Below are 15824 nucleotides of genomic sequence, written 5' to 3'. Positions count from 1 at the left end.
TGAACTCTCAAATTCCAGACTGCTGGTAAAAGGTTATTTTTTTTACAGCTTGTGCAGCAGCAGAGGTTAAAATCTTTTGTTCTTGTAGGAGAAATACTATATTTGTTTGATTTTCTTAATCTTATCAAGCGCTAACCAACTAACCTGCATGATTAAAATATACCGCCTCCCCCAGTTAATGTTCTTATTTTTTTGTTCTTTTTCAGGTTTTTCACAACATTCGGTTGAGGGCCGGGTATTGGATCCTGCCCGCCAGCCGGTAGCCTTTGCCAATGTTATTCTCCTCAATGCCGAGGATTCTACCAGCGTGTACAAGGGAGCTGTCTCTTCAGAAAACGGGGAATTTCTATTAAGCAATATTGAGGAAAATGATTACCTGCTCAAAATAAGTTTTGTAGGTTTTCAAGATCTGCTTCGAAAGATCGAGGTATCAAAAAATCAAAAAATGAGCGATCTTTTCTTAAAGGAAGATACAGCGACTCTTAATGAAGTTTCCATAAATTACAGAAATCCTTCAGTAAAAAGGGAAGTTGACAGGCTTGTTTTTAGCGTTGAAAATACCACGCTCTCAACAGGGAACTCATGGGACATTTTAAAGAAGACGCCGGGAGTCATCCTTTCAGGAAATTCTTTAATGGTGAGGAATCAGGGCGTACAGGTTTATATCAACGATAGAAAGGTGCAGCTTACGGCTTCAGAATTACAAATACTTCTTGAGAATTATTCCGCAGAAAACATTAAATCTGTTGAGGTGATTACAACACCTCCGGCCCGCTACGATGCCGAAGGGGGAGCTATACTTAATATTGTCACCTCAAAAAGTATTGCACCGGGTTATAAAGGAAATATTAATGGGGCCTGGACGCAGGCAGTTTACCCAAAATTCCAGGTGGGGACCAGCCACTACTACAAAACGGATAAGTTGAATGTCTTCGGAAATTACACCTATTCTCCCCGGAAGGAATTCAAGGAGGACGAGAGCTATATAAATTTTAGGAATGATAGCGGAGAGGTTTTTAGTCGGTGGGAAACAGATTTTGAACGTACTACCCGCTCAAAAGCACATAGTGCCAATGTATTGCTGGATTATTACTTCGACGATAACAACATCCTTAATTTCTCTTCCAGCCTTACATATTCCCCAAACAAAACCTTTGACAATGATGTATTCACCAGGGTATTTGATACGAGCAGTGAAGTGGGGAATCTTATCACCCAGGGTGACCTGGAGGAAGATGTTTCTAATGCAGCCTTTGATCTTGAATATAAACACCTACTGGATAAACCGGGAGCTCAGATCACGGCAAAAGCGCATTATACAGGATTCGACCAGGACAGGGATCAGGGCATAAATACTTCTATAGTAGATTTTGACGATGCCATTTATAATTATGCCTTTATCACAAAAGCGCAGCAAGAGACAAATATTTTTACAGCCCAGCTGGATTATCTTACTCCTATTGGAAGTACCAGCTTTGAAAGTGGAGTTAAAGCATCCATAATTGGGTCTGAAAGCGGAATAAATTACTTTAGAATGGTTCCCGAAACCGGAGAGTATTATTTAGAGGAGAACCAATCAGACAATTTCCTTTACGATGAGAATATCTATGCAGCCTACTTCTCCCTCGCAAAAGACTGGGAACAGTGGAGCATTAAAGGAGGATTAAGAGGGGAATTAACAGACCGTACGGGAGATTCAAGATCTATGGAACAAATAGACAGCCGGGAATATTTTGAATTGTTTCCTACTTTTTACCTGCAACACAATTTCAACGACAACCATAGTCTTACTTTTGACTATAGCCGAAGAATTCAGCGGCCGCGGTACGAAAGCCTGAATCCTTTTAGGTACTACCTCACAGAATTCGATTTTAATTCGGGTAACCCAGATCTAAAAGCTTCTATCAGTAATAATTTCACCCTGAGCTACGCCCTCAAAAATGAGTATTTCTTCGATCTTTATTACAGGGATAGTGGGGAAACTCCCGAGACCCTCAGTTTTCAGGACAATGAGCTGGGCCTCATTCGAAGGGTTAGTGTAAACCTGCTCGACAGCCAATCTTATGGGCTCGATATTACCCATGGACGTTCTATTGCGAACTGGTGGTATACCTATGCCTACGTGTCCATTTTTAATGAAGAACGAACTTTTGCTGCCATTGAAAGTGGGGATGTTCCTGTTACTATTGAATTAGATGGTTTCTACGGAAGTCTTTACAATAACTTTATAATCTCTAAGGACGGCACTTTTACAGGGGAACTGAGTCTTACTTACATCTCCCAATTTCTTACCGGATCTTATATAATGGATCCCATGACCACACTTTCCCTTGGCCTGCGAAAAACCTTGTGGAATAATCGTGCAGAGGTGAGTGTCAATGTGGAAGACCTTCTGGACGAAACCAATACCTGGTTAAGGTCACTGTATCTCAATCAGGATAACGGCTACTTCCCACGGCCCGAAACCCGTTACGTTCGTGTAGGATTTAAATACAACTTTGGAAACTTCAGGCTAAGCGATAACCAGAGAGCTATTGAGGCAGCGGAGAGGGACAGGTTGTAGTTAAGTAAGCAGTGAGGAGTAGACAATTTAATGTTCAGTGATTGGTGTTCAAAGATGTTTGAACACCAAAATTGAAGTACAACATTCCTGGTTTTTTTAACTTTTCTCATACACTTTAACTACGCGGTCCTTTACAGAGTTTTTTAAAATTATACATTTGGCCCGTGAATAATTTTACCCCTTCCCAGGAGATCGAAAGAATCCAAACCCTTTTGTCCTATGGAATTCTCGACTCTAAACCCGAACAGGAATTCGACGACCTTGTGCATTTAATTTCCGCTATTTGCGAGGTGCCGGTGGCTATTATCTCCATGCTTGACGAAAACCGCCAATGGTATAAGGCCAAAGTAGGAATGGAATTCTCCGACCTTCCAAAGAATGAGACCATTTGCCAGTACACCCTCCTGCAGAATGAGATCCTGGAGATCACAGATGCGCTCCATGATGAGCGGGTAAAGGACAATCCGCATGTTAATACAGAGAATGGAATAAGGTTTTATGCAGGTATTTCCCTGCAGGCGCCCAATGGATACAATATTGGTACCTTGTGTGTGGCCGATACGAAGCCCCGACAGCTTTCCAGTTCTCAAAAGAAATCCTTAAAGCTATTATCAAAACAGGTAATGGCCCTTCTGGAAGCAAGAAAGAGGAATCGAAGACTTTCTGAAGAACTCGAACTAATTCTTAATAACAAAATAAAAGAAGCTGAAGAAAAGCTTTTTCTGAAGGAGAATGAATATCAGCATTTACTTGACTCCATAAAGAGATCTAACAGCGTAGTGGAATTCTCTCCGGAAGGTCATGTACTTTCCACCAATACCATCTTCAGAAGTTTTATAGGTTATAGCGAGGAAGAGCTTGTGAAAATGCATCATTCCGACTTTGTTGATCCTAAGGATAAAGCTAAAAATGTAAAATTCTGGCAGGCGCTGGAAAATGGGTACTTCAAAGCCGGAAGGTTTAAAAGGATCAGAAAGAACGGAGACGAGGTTTGGATGCAGGCCACCTACAATCCCGTAAGGTCTCCCGACGGAAAGATAGATAAGGTACTTCAAATCTCCCAGGATATTACCCTGGAAATAGCGGCCGAAAAAGCCATGCAGGTAGCAAAAGAAGCTGCCGAATCCCTGAACCATCAAAAGGACAGTTTTATTGCAAATGTGAGTCATGAAATAAGGACTCCCATACATGCCGTGCTTGGATTTACAGAACTTTTACTGGAGCAGGAAAGAGATCACCAAAAGATAAGCTACCTAAAATCGGTTAAAACTGCCGGGGATAATTTGATGTTTATCATCAACGACATTCTGGACCTGTCAAAGATCGAAGCCGGTATTATTCAAATGCACGCGGCAAACTTTAGACTTAAGCAGGTGGTGGAAAATGTGTTTTCAATCCTGCATTTAAATGCCAAGCAAAAGCAGCTTAAACTTACTTATTCTATCTCTTCCGATGTGCCAGAGTATCTTTTGGGAGACAGCAACCGTCTTTCTCAGATTTTACTTAATCTTCTTGGAAATGCTTTAAAATTTACCCACAAGGGAAAAGTGGAGCTGGGGATAGAATTCGTGGAGGTGCAGGCCGAGCAACATTTGATAAAATTCACTGTGACAGATACGGGGATAGGGATCGAAGAGGATAAACTCGAAAAGATCTTTCAAAGATTTTCCCAGGCAGATGAAAGTATTTCCAGAACCTTTGGAGGTACAGGTCTGGGATTAAATATATCGAGACAGCTGGTAGAGCGGCAAAATGGAACAATGGAGGTAGAAAGTAAGATAGGAGAAGGAACAAAATTCACTTTTTCAATCCCCTATCCTGCGGGAACAAAGCCCGAAGATCAAGAGCCTGCTTTAGAAGAGGAGAAAGTAATATTTACAACCGGAAGGATTTTGCTCTGCGAAGACAACGAATTAAACCAAAGGTTGATAGAAGCAATTTTAAAAGAGAAAAAGTTCACCGTTGATATTGCTGGTAATGGCGTGGCCGGTATTGAGCTTTTCAGGAAAAATGAATATGACCTGGTTTTAATGGATCTTCAAATGCCACAGCAGGATGGTAGAGAAACTACCCGAATAATAAGGCATGAATTCCATTCTCCTGTACCGGTTGTGGCTCTTACAGCAAATTTCCTCAACATTGAAAGAGAAAAGTGCCTGCAGGAGGGAATGAACGATTATCTCTCTAAGCCGTTTAAAAGAGAAGAACTTTTTGAGATGATCTACCGCTGGATCAATAAGTACAGGCAGGAAAAACTTTCTGTGAGGCGGTTCAATGGTTATAAGGCCGCAGTTTCCCTTAAACACCTTGAAGAAATGTCCGACGGAAATATGGAATTTCAGCAGGAAATGATCAACCTCTTTTTAGAGAATTCAGAAAAGTCCATGCAGCAAATGCAGCTTTATTTTGAGCAACAGGAATTGAGAAAAATTAATTCCGAGGCACACCATTTAAAGAGTTCCTTTGGCATTATTGGTGCAGATCTCGATGTGTTGCAACAGCTGGAAGAAGTCTCAGATCCTGTCGAAACTAAAAAACATTTACAGGCTCTTGAAAAACAATTGAGCGAAATTTTTACTATTTTGAAGAATTAAACCCCCAAGAATGAATATCCTACTCGTGGAAGATGATGAAATGCTGCAAAAATCACTTGTTTTTTATCTTCAATCAAACCGGTTCAAGGTAAAGGCTTTTGACAATGGAAGCGATGCTATAGCCTATACTGAAACTCCCGAAAATAACATAGACCTTGTAATTACAGATCTCAATCTCCCTTTTGCGGGGGGGCGACAGGTGCTTCAGGCTGTAAAAGCCCTTCCGGGAAGAGAGATTCCGGTAATTGTCCTCACATCATCGGGAGTGGAAGCTACAGAGCTTGAGGTCTTTGATCTGGGAGCAGATGAATTTGTAACCAAACCCTTTAGTCCTCCTGTACTGCTTAAAAGGATCAACAAATTAATGGAAAATTAGTTGGGTCTTGAGGAGTGATCCGCTAATTGAAACTTCCTTTTTTCCGGCAATGGAAGAATTTGTTTTATGGGTAGCCATCGCGGTTTTTACTACGGCTGTGATCTTCTTTATCACAACTCTTGTGAAAAGTATAAAAAGACTGGAAGAGGAACGTAGAAAGAAAAAGTATCAGGCATTAATAGAGAACATACTTTTTAAATACCTTTTTGAGGAGCAGAGTTTAGAAGAGGTTTTAAAGTATCCAGATTTTGTTGAAGTAAAAGAGCAGTCTCTTTTCCAAAGGGTAGCCATAAAAGCCCTTATTGCCCTGCATGACAACTATAGCGGAAATTACAGCAAAAGGTTGGAACATTTTTTCGATGCAAGCGGCCTTGTCAACTACTCCATTGCAAAACTGGAATCTAATAGCTGGCCGCATATAGTAGAAGGAGTACGGGATCTTTCCACCCTTAATCATGGAGCTTCTTATAGCCGCATTGCATCACATATAATTCATCCTCATGAGCTGGTGAAAACCGAGGTATTACTTGCATTGATAAAAATGGGCGGGATAGAGGAGATCATGAAGTTTAAAAAGAGTGAATTACAACTTAATGACTGGATTCAAAGTAATATTCTTTATACAGTAAAGAAACACAGAATTCCTGCACCCGCCAATCTTGACGTGATGCTTGAAAGTAAAAATACGACTATTGTTCTGTTGGCAGTACGACTCATTAACTATTACAAAAAAGCAGAATACTACGATGCTCTCTCCCTGTTTTACCAGGAAACAAAAAATAAGAAATTAAAACGGGAGATCGCCCAGGTTCTTAAAAATACAGAATTCGTAATATAATATGACAGGAATTGCTTTTATAGATACCCTAATTTTCCTATTCAATTACCTTATCCTGGTGTTTGCAGTATTCGTGATGACATCTTATGTGATCCTGGCAGTGATCTCAGGATTCTCATTAAAAGCCTACCTAAGGCAAAATCGGTTTGTTAACTATAAGGCCCTTCTTGCCCTGGATAGTGCCCCAAGGGTTTCTTTAATTGCACCAGCGTACAACGAAGGCAAGACCATAGTAGAAAATGTTAGGTCACTCCTTGCGATCAATTACAACAATTTTGACGTCATAGTGGTGAACGATGGGAGTAAAGATGATTCTATTGAAATTCTCACAGCGGCTTTTGAGCTTGTAAAATCAGAAACAGTTTACAAACAAAAGATTTCTACCAAAGATGTACGAGGGATCTACAGATCTTCTAATAAAGCTTTTTCCAAACTTATAGTGGTGGATAAAATGAATGGGGGAAAGGCCGATGCCCTCAACGCCGGAATGAATGTGACCGAAAATCCATACCTGGTGTGTATAGATGTGGATTGTATCATGGATAAGGATGTGCTTCTAAAACTGGCGAAGCCATACCTGGAAGCATCTGGAAAAAGGATCATTGCGACAGGCGGAGTAGTGCGTATCGCAAATTCCTGTATCATAAGGTCGGGCAAACTGGTAGAGGTTAGAGCCCCACAAAATTTCCTGGCTAGAATACAGGTGATTGAGTACCTACGTGCTTTCATTTTGGGGAGGATGGCCTGGAGTAAGTTGGACGGACTGCTCATCATTAGCGGGGCTTTTGGAATGTTTGACAAGGAAATAGCACTGCGCTGCGGGGGTTATGATACCAATACTGTGGGGGAAGACATGGAATTGATAGTGCGCATGCGCCGGTACATGATTGAGCAGAAAGAGCCATATGCAGTGCAGTACATCCCCGACCCGCTTTGCTGGACCGAGGCTCCTGAGTCGTATTCTATCCTTAGAAAGCAACGTAGCAGGTGGATGAGGGGTACTATAGAAACTCTTTTCACCCATCGCAAAATGCTCTTTAATCCCAAATATAAAACCCTTGGAATGCTAAGTTATCCATACTGGCTCTTTTTCGAATATTTCGCTCCTATTGTTGAGTTGTTGGGACTATTAATAACCTTCCTGCTGGTTATCCTCGGATTCATTAGCTGGAAATATTTTTTTCTCTTCCTTTTCTTTGTGTATTCCTTTGCAGTCATGTTTTCTATGATCGCGCTTTACACAGAAGAAGTAACCTTCAAAAAATACCAACGGCTTGAAGACCTTTTAAAACTAACTTTTGTTGCCATTCTTGAACCCATCCTCTTTCATCCTTTTACAGTTTATGCTGCTCTAAAAGGAAACTGGGAAAAAATCACAGGGAATAAAGGTTGGGGTGAAATGACCCGTAAAGGATTTGAAAAACCTCCAGGGTAATTTTTAACAAACACATTAACCTTTACTTCATAGTCTTAGAATAATGCCCCCCAAAATGATAAAAAAGCACTTAATATTTTTACTGATGTTCCTAACTCAATTTTCAGGATTCTGCCAGGAAGTTGATGTTGATAAATTATACCGGGAGGCATTATACGAATACCGGGACGGTAAATACAGTAAATCCCTTGAACTCACCTCCACCGGGCTTAATTTGGCACCAGATTATCATGATATAAGAGTGCTGCAGGTGCGAAATAAATACGCCCTGCAGCAATTTGCACAGTCTGGTGTAGATTTGGAATATTTACTAAGTAAAGCCCCGCATTATGAAGGTGTGAAATCGCTTTCCATGCAACGGCTTTACCAGTTAACTCATTTAGAAGCACTTGAATTTGTGAATTACTTGTTGAAAATCTATCCCGGAGATACCGAACTGGATATTGCCCGGGCTCAATTCCTGCTCCTTTTGGAAAGACCGGAGGAAGCGAGAAAAATTGCACTGGAGCTCTACAGGACGAAATCTCTAAGTGGAGGGCAGCTCTACGACTTAAATCAAATTATGAACCTTACCGTGAAGAATGCGGTGCAGGTAACGGGCCAGTACATTTCTTTTAGTGAAGATTATTCACGAAGCAATCCGTGGTATTCCCTGAGCGCTGAGTACCAACACAATTTTTCAAAAATGGCTCTTATTGGAAGGCTCACTTATTCAGATAGATCCCATAGCAACGGCAATCTTTATGAAGTTGAAGCATATCCTGTATTTTCAGATAAATTATACGCATTCGCCAATGTAGGTGTATCTAATGGAAGCATATTTCCCGATTATAGAACCAGTGCTTCCATTTTCTACAATTTTGCCTCCTTCTTTGAAGCCGAAGCAGGGTTTCGAAGTTTATTTTACAATGATAACGGCTATTTGACTGCCATTGCAGGATTAACTGCTTATACAGGGAAATTTTATATGAATGCCAGGGCTTTTGTAGGGCCACAAAGGTTTGAGGATCTGGTTCAAAATTACCAGTTCAATGTAAGGTACTATTTAAGCACCTCAGAAAATTACATTTTTGCCAGGTTAGGGAGCGGAATTTCTCCCGATGATACAACGCTTTATACCCTTGCACAGGAGAATCCAACCCTGGAGGCAGCATATTTCTCTGCGGGGATGAATAAATCCTTGGGGATCCATCATATTATTTCTATAGGTGGGGGAATACTCTACGAAGACCTTCCCAAAAAGGAGAAGGGTTACCAGGTTACAGCAAACCTATCATACAGGTATAAGTTTTAAAATACTTTTTCGTTTCCCGGGCTTTCTATTCAACACATTCCTGAACTGAATTAATTTCATTATTTTTGCAGCCTGAAAAACAGTTGCTTTGGCCAAAATAGGAAACATAGATGTAGGAGAATTTCCATTGTTGCTGGCACCAATGGAAGATGTGAGTGACCCGCCGTTTCGTGCATTGTGCAAGGAACAGGGCGCCGATGTGGTGTATACCGAATTCATTTCCAGTGAAGGGCTTATTCGCGATGCTGCAAAAAGCGTCATGAAGCTCGATATCTACGAAAAGGAGAGACCGGTTGGGATCCAGATCTTTGGAGCCAACCTGGAGTCCATGCTGCAGTCGGTGGAAATTGTAGAAAAATCGGGTCCGGATATTATTGATATCAACTTTGGCTGCCCTGTGAAAAAGGTCGTTTCAAAAGGGGCAGGCGCGGGGATTTTAAAAGATATTCCTTTAATGGTTTCCCTTACCGAAGCCATGGTAAAGCATACGAACTTACCTGTAACTGTCAAAACCCGGTTAGGTTGGGACCAGGATTCCATCAAAATTGTAGAAGTAGCCGAAAGGTTGCAGGACGTAGGAGCAAGTGCCATTTCCATTCACGGCCGAACCAGGGTACAGATGTATAAAGGAGAAGCTAACTGGGCGCCAATTGCCGAGGTTAGGAACAATCCACGTATGCATATCCCAATTTTCGGAAACGGGGACGTAGACACGCCCGAAAGGGCTGTGGAGATGCGTGACAGGTATGGCCTTGACGGAGCTATGATAGGTCGTGCCAGTATAGGTTACCCGTGGTTCTTTAGAGAAGTGAAGCATTTCTTCCAAACAGGAGAGCATCTTGCCCCTCCCACTATGGAAGAGCGCCTTGATGCTGCCCGCCGCCACCTGCAAATGGCTATTGACTGGAAAGGGGAGAAGCTGGGGGTTTTTGAAACCAGGAGGCATTACACAAACTACTTTAAAGGGATTCCACATTTTAAGGAGTACCGGCAAAAGATGGTGACCAGCGATGATGCCGCCGATGTCTTTGCTGCCTTTGATGAGGTGGAAAAGGAATTTTCCGGGTACCAGTTTGTTTAAGATCTGGATCAACAAAGGTTTTAAAAAAAGCATTTTTACTTGTTTATTTTTTTTGGTGCCACTCTAATGATGCCAGGCTTTCTGCTACCTTTTTATTGAAAAACAGGCTGTTATCTGCACATTTTATTAGTTCCAGTTGACAAATGTCATGATAAAAACCTTCTGTGGGTTGTAGCTTTGTCCCTTAATGCTAAACCTTTACAGTGGGATCTATTGTCTTTCGAAGGTCCTCAAAGGCAATTCTTCCCCCCTTAATTAAAAAAGTAGGTCATGAAAAAATCTGTCATGTTATTCGTCTTCTTGCTGCTGCTGTCCTTTCAAATGACAGCACAGGAAAAATGGGCTGTGGAAGTGCGTCCACAAGTGAACTTTCCTAACCAGCAGCCCGATGTTATCGACCTTGAAACAGGCTTTGGATTTGAAACCATGTTGTCGTACAATTTTATGCAACATCTAGGTGTATATGCGGGATGGGGCTGGAACAATTTTGGAGTAGACGATGAAAATGAAATTGGAGATCTTGAAGTTGATGAAACCGGATATTCCTTCGGATTAAAATACATTCATCCTATTAGAAATTCAATGTCATACCTCGTTGGCGTAGGCGGGATCTATAAACACTTTGAAGTCGAAGATTCTTCGGGAGATATTACAGCAGATTCCGGTCACGAACTGGGATTTGAGATCATGGGTGGCCTTGTGTTCGACCTTGGAAACAACTTTGATCTAAGGCCACAGGTGATCTACAGGTCGCTTTCGGCTACAGCAGACTTCGGTCAAATTGAGGCCGATATGGACCTGCAGTACATTAGTTTTGGACTTGGATTTGCAATGAAGTTCTAAAAATGCATTTTTTGGGAGCTCTTAGGCCAGGTGGTTTTTATCCAAAACCATTATGCCCTAAGGGCTTTTTTACTTCGGCTTGCAGCAATATAAGAGGCAATAGTTCCCAGAATAGAGATCGTCACCAAAACAACCACAATATTTTTCCAGGTGATCGCTACAGGATACGGAAGGCTGGGGGTGATCATTACCAGGTCATACTGCAGCTGTAAATAGACCAGCGCAATAGAAAATAACAAACCTACACTTCCACCCAGCAGGGTCATAAAAACCCCCTGTGCAAAAAAGATATTCTTGATCTGTCCCGGGGTAGCGCCCAGGCTGTGAAGGGTTTTAATATTGTCCCGTTTGTCAAGGATGACCATGATGATGGAACCCACAACATTAAAAAGAGCAATAATAAGGACCAGTGTGAAGATGAGGTACACGGCGAGGTTCTCGGTATTCAGCATTTTGTAAAGGGCGTCATTGAGTTGTGCCCTGTTCTTTATTTCTACCTCATCATTAATGACCAATTGAACGGCAGATTTTACCGTTTCGGGATCGGCACCCGGTTTTAGTTTTAATTCAAGACCGGTGATCTCATCGGGTTTAAGGTTAAGCAAATCTCTTGCAAATCCAATAGAAGCAAAAACATATTTACCATCCAGTTCTTCATTAATGCTGTAAATGCCCGAAACTATTGTTCTCTTGGAATTAAAGGCCTGAGTGGGATCTAGGATCTGTCCTTTTCCCGGGCGGGGAACCATGATCTCCAGCAGACTCATGTAATCGAAAGTGCCGAGGTTAAGCTCGTGGGAAATTGTATTCCCAATCACCACCTGGGCTTCTTCGGGATGAAACCAGCCGCCCATCCCAATAGCGCTGTCGAGTTTGTTCACCTTCAGGAAATTCTCATCCACGCCTTTGATGTAGGCGGTTTTATTCTTGGATCTAAAATCAAGAAAGACACGTTCTTCAATTACTTCTGAAAAAACTGAAATTCCCTCGATATTTTTCAGCTTCTCATTTTCTTCCGCAGAAAAATTAAAAGTCTTTCCCGTTGCCGGAAGCACCTTTAGATCGGGATCATATTCATTTGAAAAGGAAAGGCTGAAATCTTTGAGCCCGGTAAAGCCCGAAAGCACGATAAACAGAGCAAAGGCTCCTGCAAAAACCCCCAGCGCCGCAATGATGGTGATGATATTGATGGCATTGTTGCTGCTTTTGGAGAACAAATACCTGCGGGCTATGTAAAAGGGGAATTTCAAGCCTTAAGATTTTTTCCGCTTCGAGAGCAAATCGGGCTGTTCAATTGGATTGTCTTCACCTTTGATGGATTTTTCGATGTTCTCAATGTAATCAAGGGAATCATCGATGTAAAAATCCAGGTTGGGCATTCTTCGCAACTGGTTTTTGGTGCGCTGGGCGAGCTCATGTTTTATCTTGGGCTTAAGCAGGTTAAGCTCCTTTAAAATATCCTGTCCATTTTTCGCGGGAAAGATGCTTAGGTAGGCTTTTGCCTGTGAAAGATCTGTAGTCACTTTTACTTTTGAAACAGAGATCAAAATTCCTGTTCTTCCTGCATCCCTCAAATGAGACTGTAATACATCGGCCAGATCCTTCTGTAATACGCCTCCTATTTTTTTCTGTCTGTTAGTTTCCATGGTACAAAAGTAGAACATTTACCGCTCAAATCTTAAAATCTACGTTAATTGCTTTTGGTTTTGCTCCTAAACGTTTTCGGGTATTTATCTTTAAACCTTGAAATTTCCGGAGCTGCACTGTGGCCCCGGAAATTTAATTTAAAAAACAAACGAATATTTGAAGATGAAAAAGATAGAACACATTGGTATCGCAGTTAAAGACCTGGAGGCAGCGAATGAATTATACGCCAAACTGCTGCAAACCGAAAGTTACAAGAGTGAAAAAGTAAAAAGTGAAGGGGTGGAGACCTCTTTCTTTAAAACCGGGGACAGTAAGATTGAATTGCTGGCGGCCACTTCGGAAGATAGTGCAATTGCAAAATTCCTTGCTAAAAGAGGGGAGGGAATTCACCACATAGCCTTTGAAGTAGACGATATCAAAGCCGAAATAAAGCGCCTCAAAGAGGAGGGATTTGAGCTTATTTCCCAACGCGCAAAAAAAGGAGCCGATAATAAGCTGGTGGCTTTCCTACATCCCAAATCGGCTAACGGGGTGCTGGTGGAATTATGTGAAGAGATTAAGGATGAGGAGGAGACCGTCCCCATTGGAGATGCGGTGTGGGAGGATTTGTAAGCTTGCAAAAAATATATTTTTGAAATGCTTGTCAGATATTGCACAAATATCTAAATTTGCGCCCTCATAACACCAATGAGCCGGTCCTATAGCTCAGCTGGTTAGAGCACCTGACTCATAATCAGGTGGTCCCTGGTTCGAGTCCAGGTGGGACCACATCTTTAATCCTCGCCTTTTGGCGGGGATTTTTTGTTTCTGCTCACCAGGACGAGAAGCCTGTCCCGAGCGCAGCCTTTTCCAGGCGAAGTCGAGGGAAGGCCGGGCGGAACCACTTTTAATGCTTGTAAAGCCCTATAAACAGTACGTTTGTGGGGCTTTTTTTATTGCAGGGGACGAATGAGGGGACGATGAGTTAAGAGAATTTCTAATGACTTTATCTTATTAAATCTAAAATGATACATTTGAAGAGTAATACATTATTATGAAAGAAATTTTTCCGGGCTACTATAAAAAATCTGAAGCTGAAATAAAAAATATTTGGGATAGTTGTATAATATGTTTTGATGCCAATGTACTCCTAAATTTATACCGATATTCTGAGCGTACTAGAACCATCTTATTAGATCTGATTGGTAAGTTTGATGAAAGAATATGGTTGCCTCATCAATCCGCGTTAGAATATAATAAGAATAGATATGAGGTAATTATTGATCAGGAAAAAGCATATAAGGACTTTATATCTAGAATTGAGAAAATTAAATCAGACTTACAGTCAAATAGTAAGCCACCCTTCTTGAGTGACGATCTACATAAATCTTTGAATAAAGTTTTTGAGAAAGTTGATTCTGAAGTAAATAGCAGTATTAAATCTTATCAATCTTTTCTTAAAGATGATCCTGTTTATGAGTCTATTTCACGCCTTTTTAAAGACAAAATTTCAGGTCAGTATGATCAAAAGCAATTAAAAGAAATATTCTCTCAGGGAGAAGTGAGATTTGAAAATAAAATACCTCCAGGCTACGAAGATGCAAAAGACAAAAAAGGAGTAGAGAAATTTGGTGATCTCATCATCTGGAATCAAATAATAGATAAGGCTAAAAAAGAAAAAAGGAATATTATTTTTATTACTGATGAACGGAAAGGTGACTGGTGGTGGAAATTAAAAGATGGCAGAAAAACAGGTCCGAGACAGGAGTTAACTGAAGAAATCTATAATATAGCCAAGGTTGAATTCCATATGTATTCCTCAGAAAGATTTCTTAGTTATGGACAGCAATATCTCAGTGAAAACATTAACAAAGAAGCTGTAGAAGAAATAAAAGAGATGAAACGCTCCGATATGGAGAAAATCATTAGGTTAAAGAGATTAAGAGAAAACCAAGCGAAACATTTAAGCAAAAATTATCTTGATGAAAATGATGTAAACCAGAAAACTTTTCACAATAAGCAAAAGTTTCTTCGTTATAAATGGCTACGGCTTATGGATCAAATTTCAAAAACAGAAAGTTTGAAGGAAGAAGCTCAAAACGATCCAAATCAAAAATTAGAGTATATTCAGGGCTTAGAGGGACATTTGCTAAACTTAAGAGAAGAGCAAAGTAGAATTGAGGAGGAAATTGAAAATAATATGTTCTACTTTAATGAAAAGAAGAAGAAATGGTTCCTCCGTTTAAACAATGAAGAGAAAGATGATGGAGCAGACAATGAGTAAAATGTGATCCTTAGATAGCTCTATTTTTCTCATCTAATCTTTTATATAGAGGAAGAGTCTTCCGATTCAGGTTGATCATCTTAATTTTTAGAAAGGTTTGGTCTCTGTGATCTTTTACTTCAAACTCTTTTAGGATGGCATTTAAACGCTTGAATTGATCTGTGAACTCTATAGTAGTATAAAAGTCGGTGTAAAGCTCTGAAACGCTTAGAACAATTCCAAACCTGGCATTTAAACTTTGCATCATTTTTTGTTACGTACTTAGTAACATATGAAGCTATAGATCTAATATTACTTAATTTTATTGCTAAACGTCAAAAGCTGAGGAAGGTTTAAAATCTTCCTTTCTAGGTTTTATTCTATTCTTAATCTGAAGTTCTATCCAATAGTTCCACCACTTTTCTACTTTCCAATATTTGTTGGTAATCATATTAAAGTGAACGTTCCCTTTAAAAGCATCATTCTTTGTCTGCTTTTCTGCTATCCAGACACATTCAAAATCCTTGCTTTTCTTTTTAGCATTATCAAGAAACTTTCTTAGAATATTCACAGCTTCTTCATCTTCAACTTATTTAAGGAAGTCAGAGTAACAAAGCTTAGCCAGAATCCTGCTTAACTAAGTAGGGTAAATTGCACAAGCTTTTTAACCCGAAACCTTCCCTTCTGCCATGACAAATTAAAGAACACTCAAAACTCATAAAGTTTTTCCTTCAAAAATTTCCATACAAAAGATGTATGACCGGATATTTCTGTTAATAGTAAGATAATTTGTAGGAATTTGTGGCTTTTAACTTTTTGAAAGACAGATTTATATGGCAAAAGTTTGGGATTCAGCATAGACATGTAAAGATATCTTTGTCCAACAAGAAATCCTTAAAAACTGGATTTAT

General features: G+C 40.4%; 13 protein-coding genes and 1 tRNA gene. 11 read left to right on the top strand and 3 right to left on the bottom strand.

Annotated features, from left to right (window positions below; translation table 11 throughout):
• Positions 1-148 precede the first annotated feature (148 nt).
• From OU683_RS05015 to OU683_RS04980, 8 genes are all read left to right on the top strand, one after another.
• Positions 149-2563 carry an outer membrane beta-barrel protein gene (locus tag OU683_RS05015; protein WP_268135871.1) on the top strand — a complete coding sequence of 805 codons (2415 nt, stop codon included), beginning with the start codon at positions 149-151 and terminating at the stop codon, positions 2561-2563.
• Positions 2564-2727: 164 nt separating this feature from the next.
• Positions 2728-5157, top strand: a complete 2430-nt coding sequence (locus OU683_RS05010) for an ATP-binding protein (RefSeq protein WP_268135869.1) — start codon at positions 2728-2730, stop codon at positions 5155-5157.
• 10 nt (positions 5158-5167) lie between these two features.
• Positions 5168-5533: a response regulator transcription factor gene (locus OU683_RS05005; RefSeq protein ID WP_268135867.1), complete on the top strand. Its 366-nt coding sequence runs from the start codon at positions 5168-5170 to the stop codon at positions 5531-5533.
• A gap of 7 nt (positions 5534-5540) precedes the next feature.
• The gene (locus tag OU683_RS05000) at positions 5541-6371 is read left to right on the top strand and encodes a hypothetical protein (protein WP_268135865.1); all 831 of its coding nucleotides are present in this window, start codon (positions 5541-5543) and stop codon (positions 6369-6371) included.
• A 1-nt stretch (position 6372) separates the two neighbouring features.
• Positions 6373-7806, top strand: coding sequence for a glycosyltransferase family 2 protein (locus OU683_RS04995; RefSeq protein WP_268135863.1), 1434 nt, complete (start codon positions 6373-6375; stop codon positions 7804-7806).
• An 85-nt stretch (positions 7807-7891) separates the two neighbouring features.
• The gene (locus OU683_RS04990) at positions 7892-9100 is read left to right on the top strand and encodes a YaiO family outer membrane beta-barrel protein (protein WP_268135861.1); all 1209 of its coding nucleotides are present in this window, start codon (positions 7892-7894) and stop codon (positions 9098-9100) included.
• A gap of 88 nt (positions 9101-9188) precedes the next feature.
• Positions 9189-10181 (top strand): tRNA dihydrouridine synthase DusB, encoded by a 993-nt coding sequence (dusB, locus tag OU683_RS04985; protein ID WP_268135859.1) that lies wholly within the window; start codon positions 9189-9191, stop codon positions 10179-10181.
• 270 nt (positions 10182-10451) lie between these two features.
• Entirely contained in the window at positions 10452-11024 is a 573-nt protein-coding gene (locus tag OU683_RS04980; RefSeq protein WP_268135857.1) for an outer membrane beta-barrel protein, read from the top strand.
• 50 nt (positions 11025-11074) lie between these two features.
• On the opposite strand, the gene OU683_RS04975 is transcribed toward OU683_RS04980, so the two are convergent.
• Both OU683_RS04975 and rbfA read right to left on the bottom strand, forming a co-directional pair.
• The gene (locus tag OU683_RS04975; protein WP_268135855.1) at positions 11075-12274 is read right to left on the bottom strand and encodes an ABC transporter permease; all 1200 of its coding nucleotides are present in this window, start codon (positions 12272-12274) and stop codon (positions 11075-11077) included.
• Between the two features lie 3 nt (positions 12275-12277).
• Complete coding sequence (gene rbfA / locus OU683_RS04970; RefSeq protein ID WP_228913829.1) at positions 12278-12670, bottom strand: 30S ribosome-binding factor RbfA; 393 nt, start codon at positions 12668-12670, stop codon at positions 12278-12280.
• A 163-nt stretch (positions 12671-12833) separates the two neighbouring features.
• Here rbfA and mce point away from each other — a divergent pair, with 163 nt between their 5' ends.
• From mce to OU683_RS04955, 3 genes are all read left to right on the top strand, one after another.
• Positions 12834-13283, top strand: a complete 450-nt coding sequence (gene mce / locus OU683_RS04965) for a methylmalonyl-CoA epimerase (protein ID WP_268135852.1) — start codon at positions 12834-12836, stop codon at positions 13281-13283.
• An 82-nt stretch (positions 13284-13365) separates the two neighbouring features.
• Positions 13366-13439, top strand: a tRNA-Ile gene (locus tag OU683_RS04960).
• A 265-nt stretch (positions 13440-13704) separates the two neighbouring features.
• Complete coding sequence (locus OU683_RS04955) at positions 13705-14934, top strand: PIN-like domain-containing protein (RefSeq protein ID WP_268135851.1); 1230 nt, start codon at positions 13705-13707, stop codon at positions 14932-14934.
• Positions 14935-14944: 10 nt separating this feature from the next.
• On the opposite strand, the gene OU683_RS04950 is transcribed toward OU683_RS04955, so the two are convergent.
• Positions 14945-15181 carry a hypothetical protein gene (locus OU683_RS04950; protein ID WP_268135850.1) on the bottom strand — a complete coding sequence of 79 codons (237 nt, stop codon included), beginning with the start codon at positions 15179-15181 and terminating at the stop codon, positions 14945-14947.
• Positions 15182-15824: the final 643 nt, after the last annotated feature.

The sequence above is a fragment of the Salinimicrobium sp. TH3 genome (assembly GCF_026676115.1).
Lineage (GTDB): Bacteria > Bacteroidota > Bacteroidia > Flavobacteriales > Flavobacteriaceae > Salinimicrobium.
Note: the sequence above shows the minus strand (reverse complement) of the source record. Positions and strands in the feature narration are given on the sequence as shown.

Coding starts and splice junctions, on each gene's coding strand:
- OU683_RS05005 (WP_268135867.1), top strand. CDS start 5,168: ATGAATATCCTACTCGTGGAAGATGATGAAATGCTGCAAAAATCACTT.
- OU683_RS04950 (WP_268135850.1), bottom strand. CDS start 15,181: ATGATGCAAAGTTTAAATGCCAGGTTTGGAATTGTTCTAAGCGTTTCA.
- OU683_RS04990 (WP_268135861.1), top strand. CDS start 7,892: ATGTTCCTAACTCAATTTTCAGGATTCTGCCAGGAAGTTGATGTTGAT.
- OU683_RS04955 (WP_268135851.1), top strand. CDS start 13,705: ATGAAAGAAATTTTTCCGGGCTACTATAAAAAATCTGAAGCTGAAATA.
- mce (WP_268135852.1), top strand. CDS start 12,834: ATGAAAAAGATAGAACACATTGGTATCGCAGTTAAAGACCTGGAGGCA.
- OU683_RS04995 (WP_268135863.1), top strand. CDS start 6,373: ATGACAGGAATTGCTTTTATAGATACCCTAATTTTCCTATTCAATTAC.
- OU683_RS04980 (WP_268135857.1), top strand. CDS start 10,452: ATGAAAAAATCTGTCATGTTATTCGTCTTCTTGCTGCTGCTGTCCTTT.
- OU683_RS05015 (WP_268135871.1), top strand. CDS start 149: ATGATTAAAATATACCGCCTCCCCCAGTTAATGTTCTTATTTTTTTGT.
- rbfA (WP_228913829.1), bottom strand. CDS start 12,670: ATGGAAACTAACAGACAGAAAAAAATAGGAGGCGTATTACAGAAGGAT.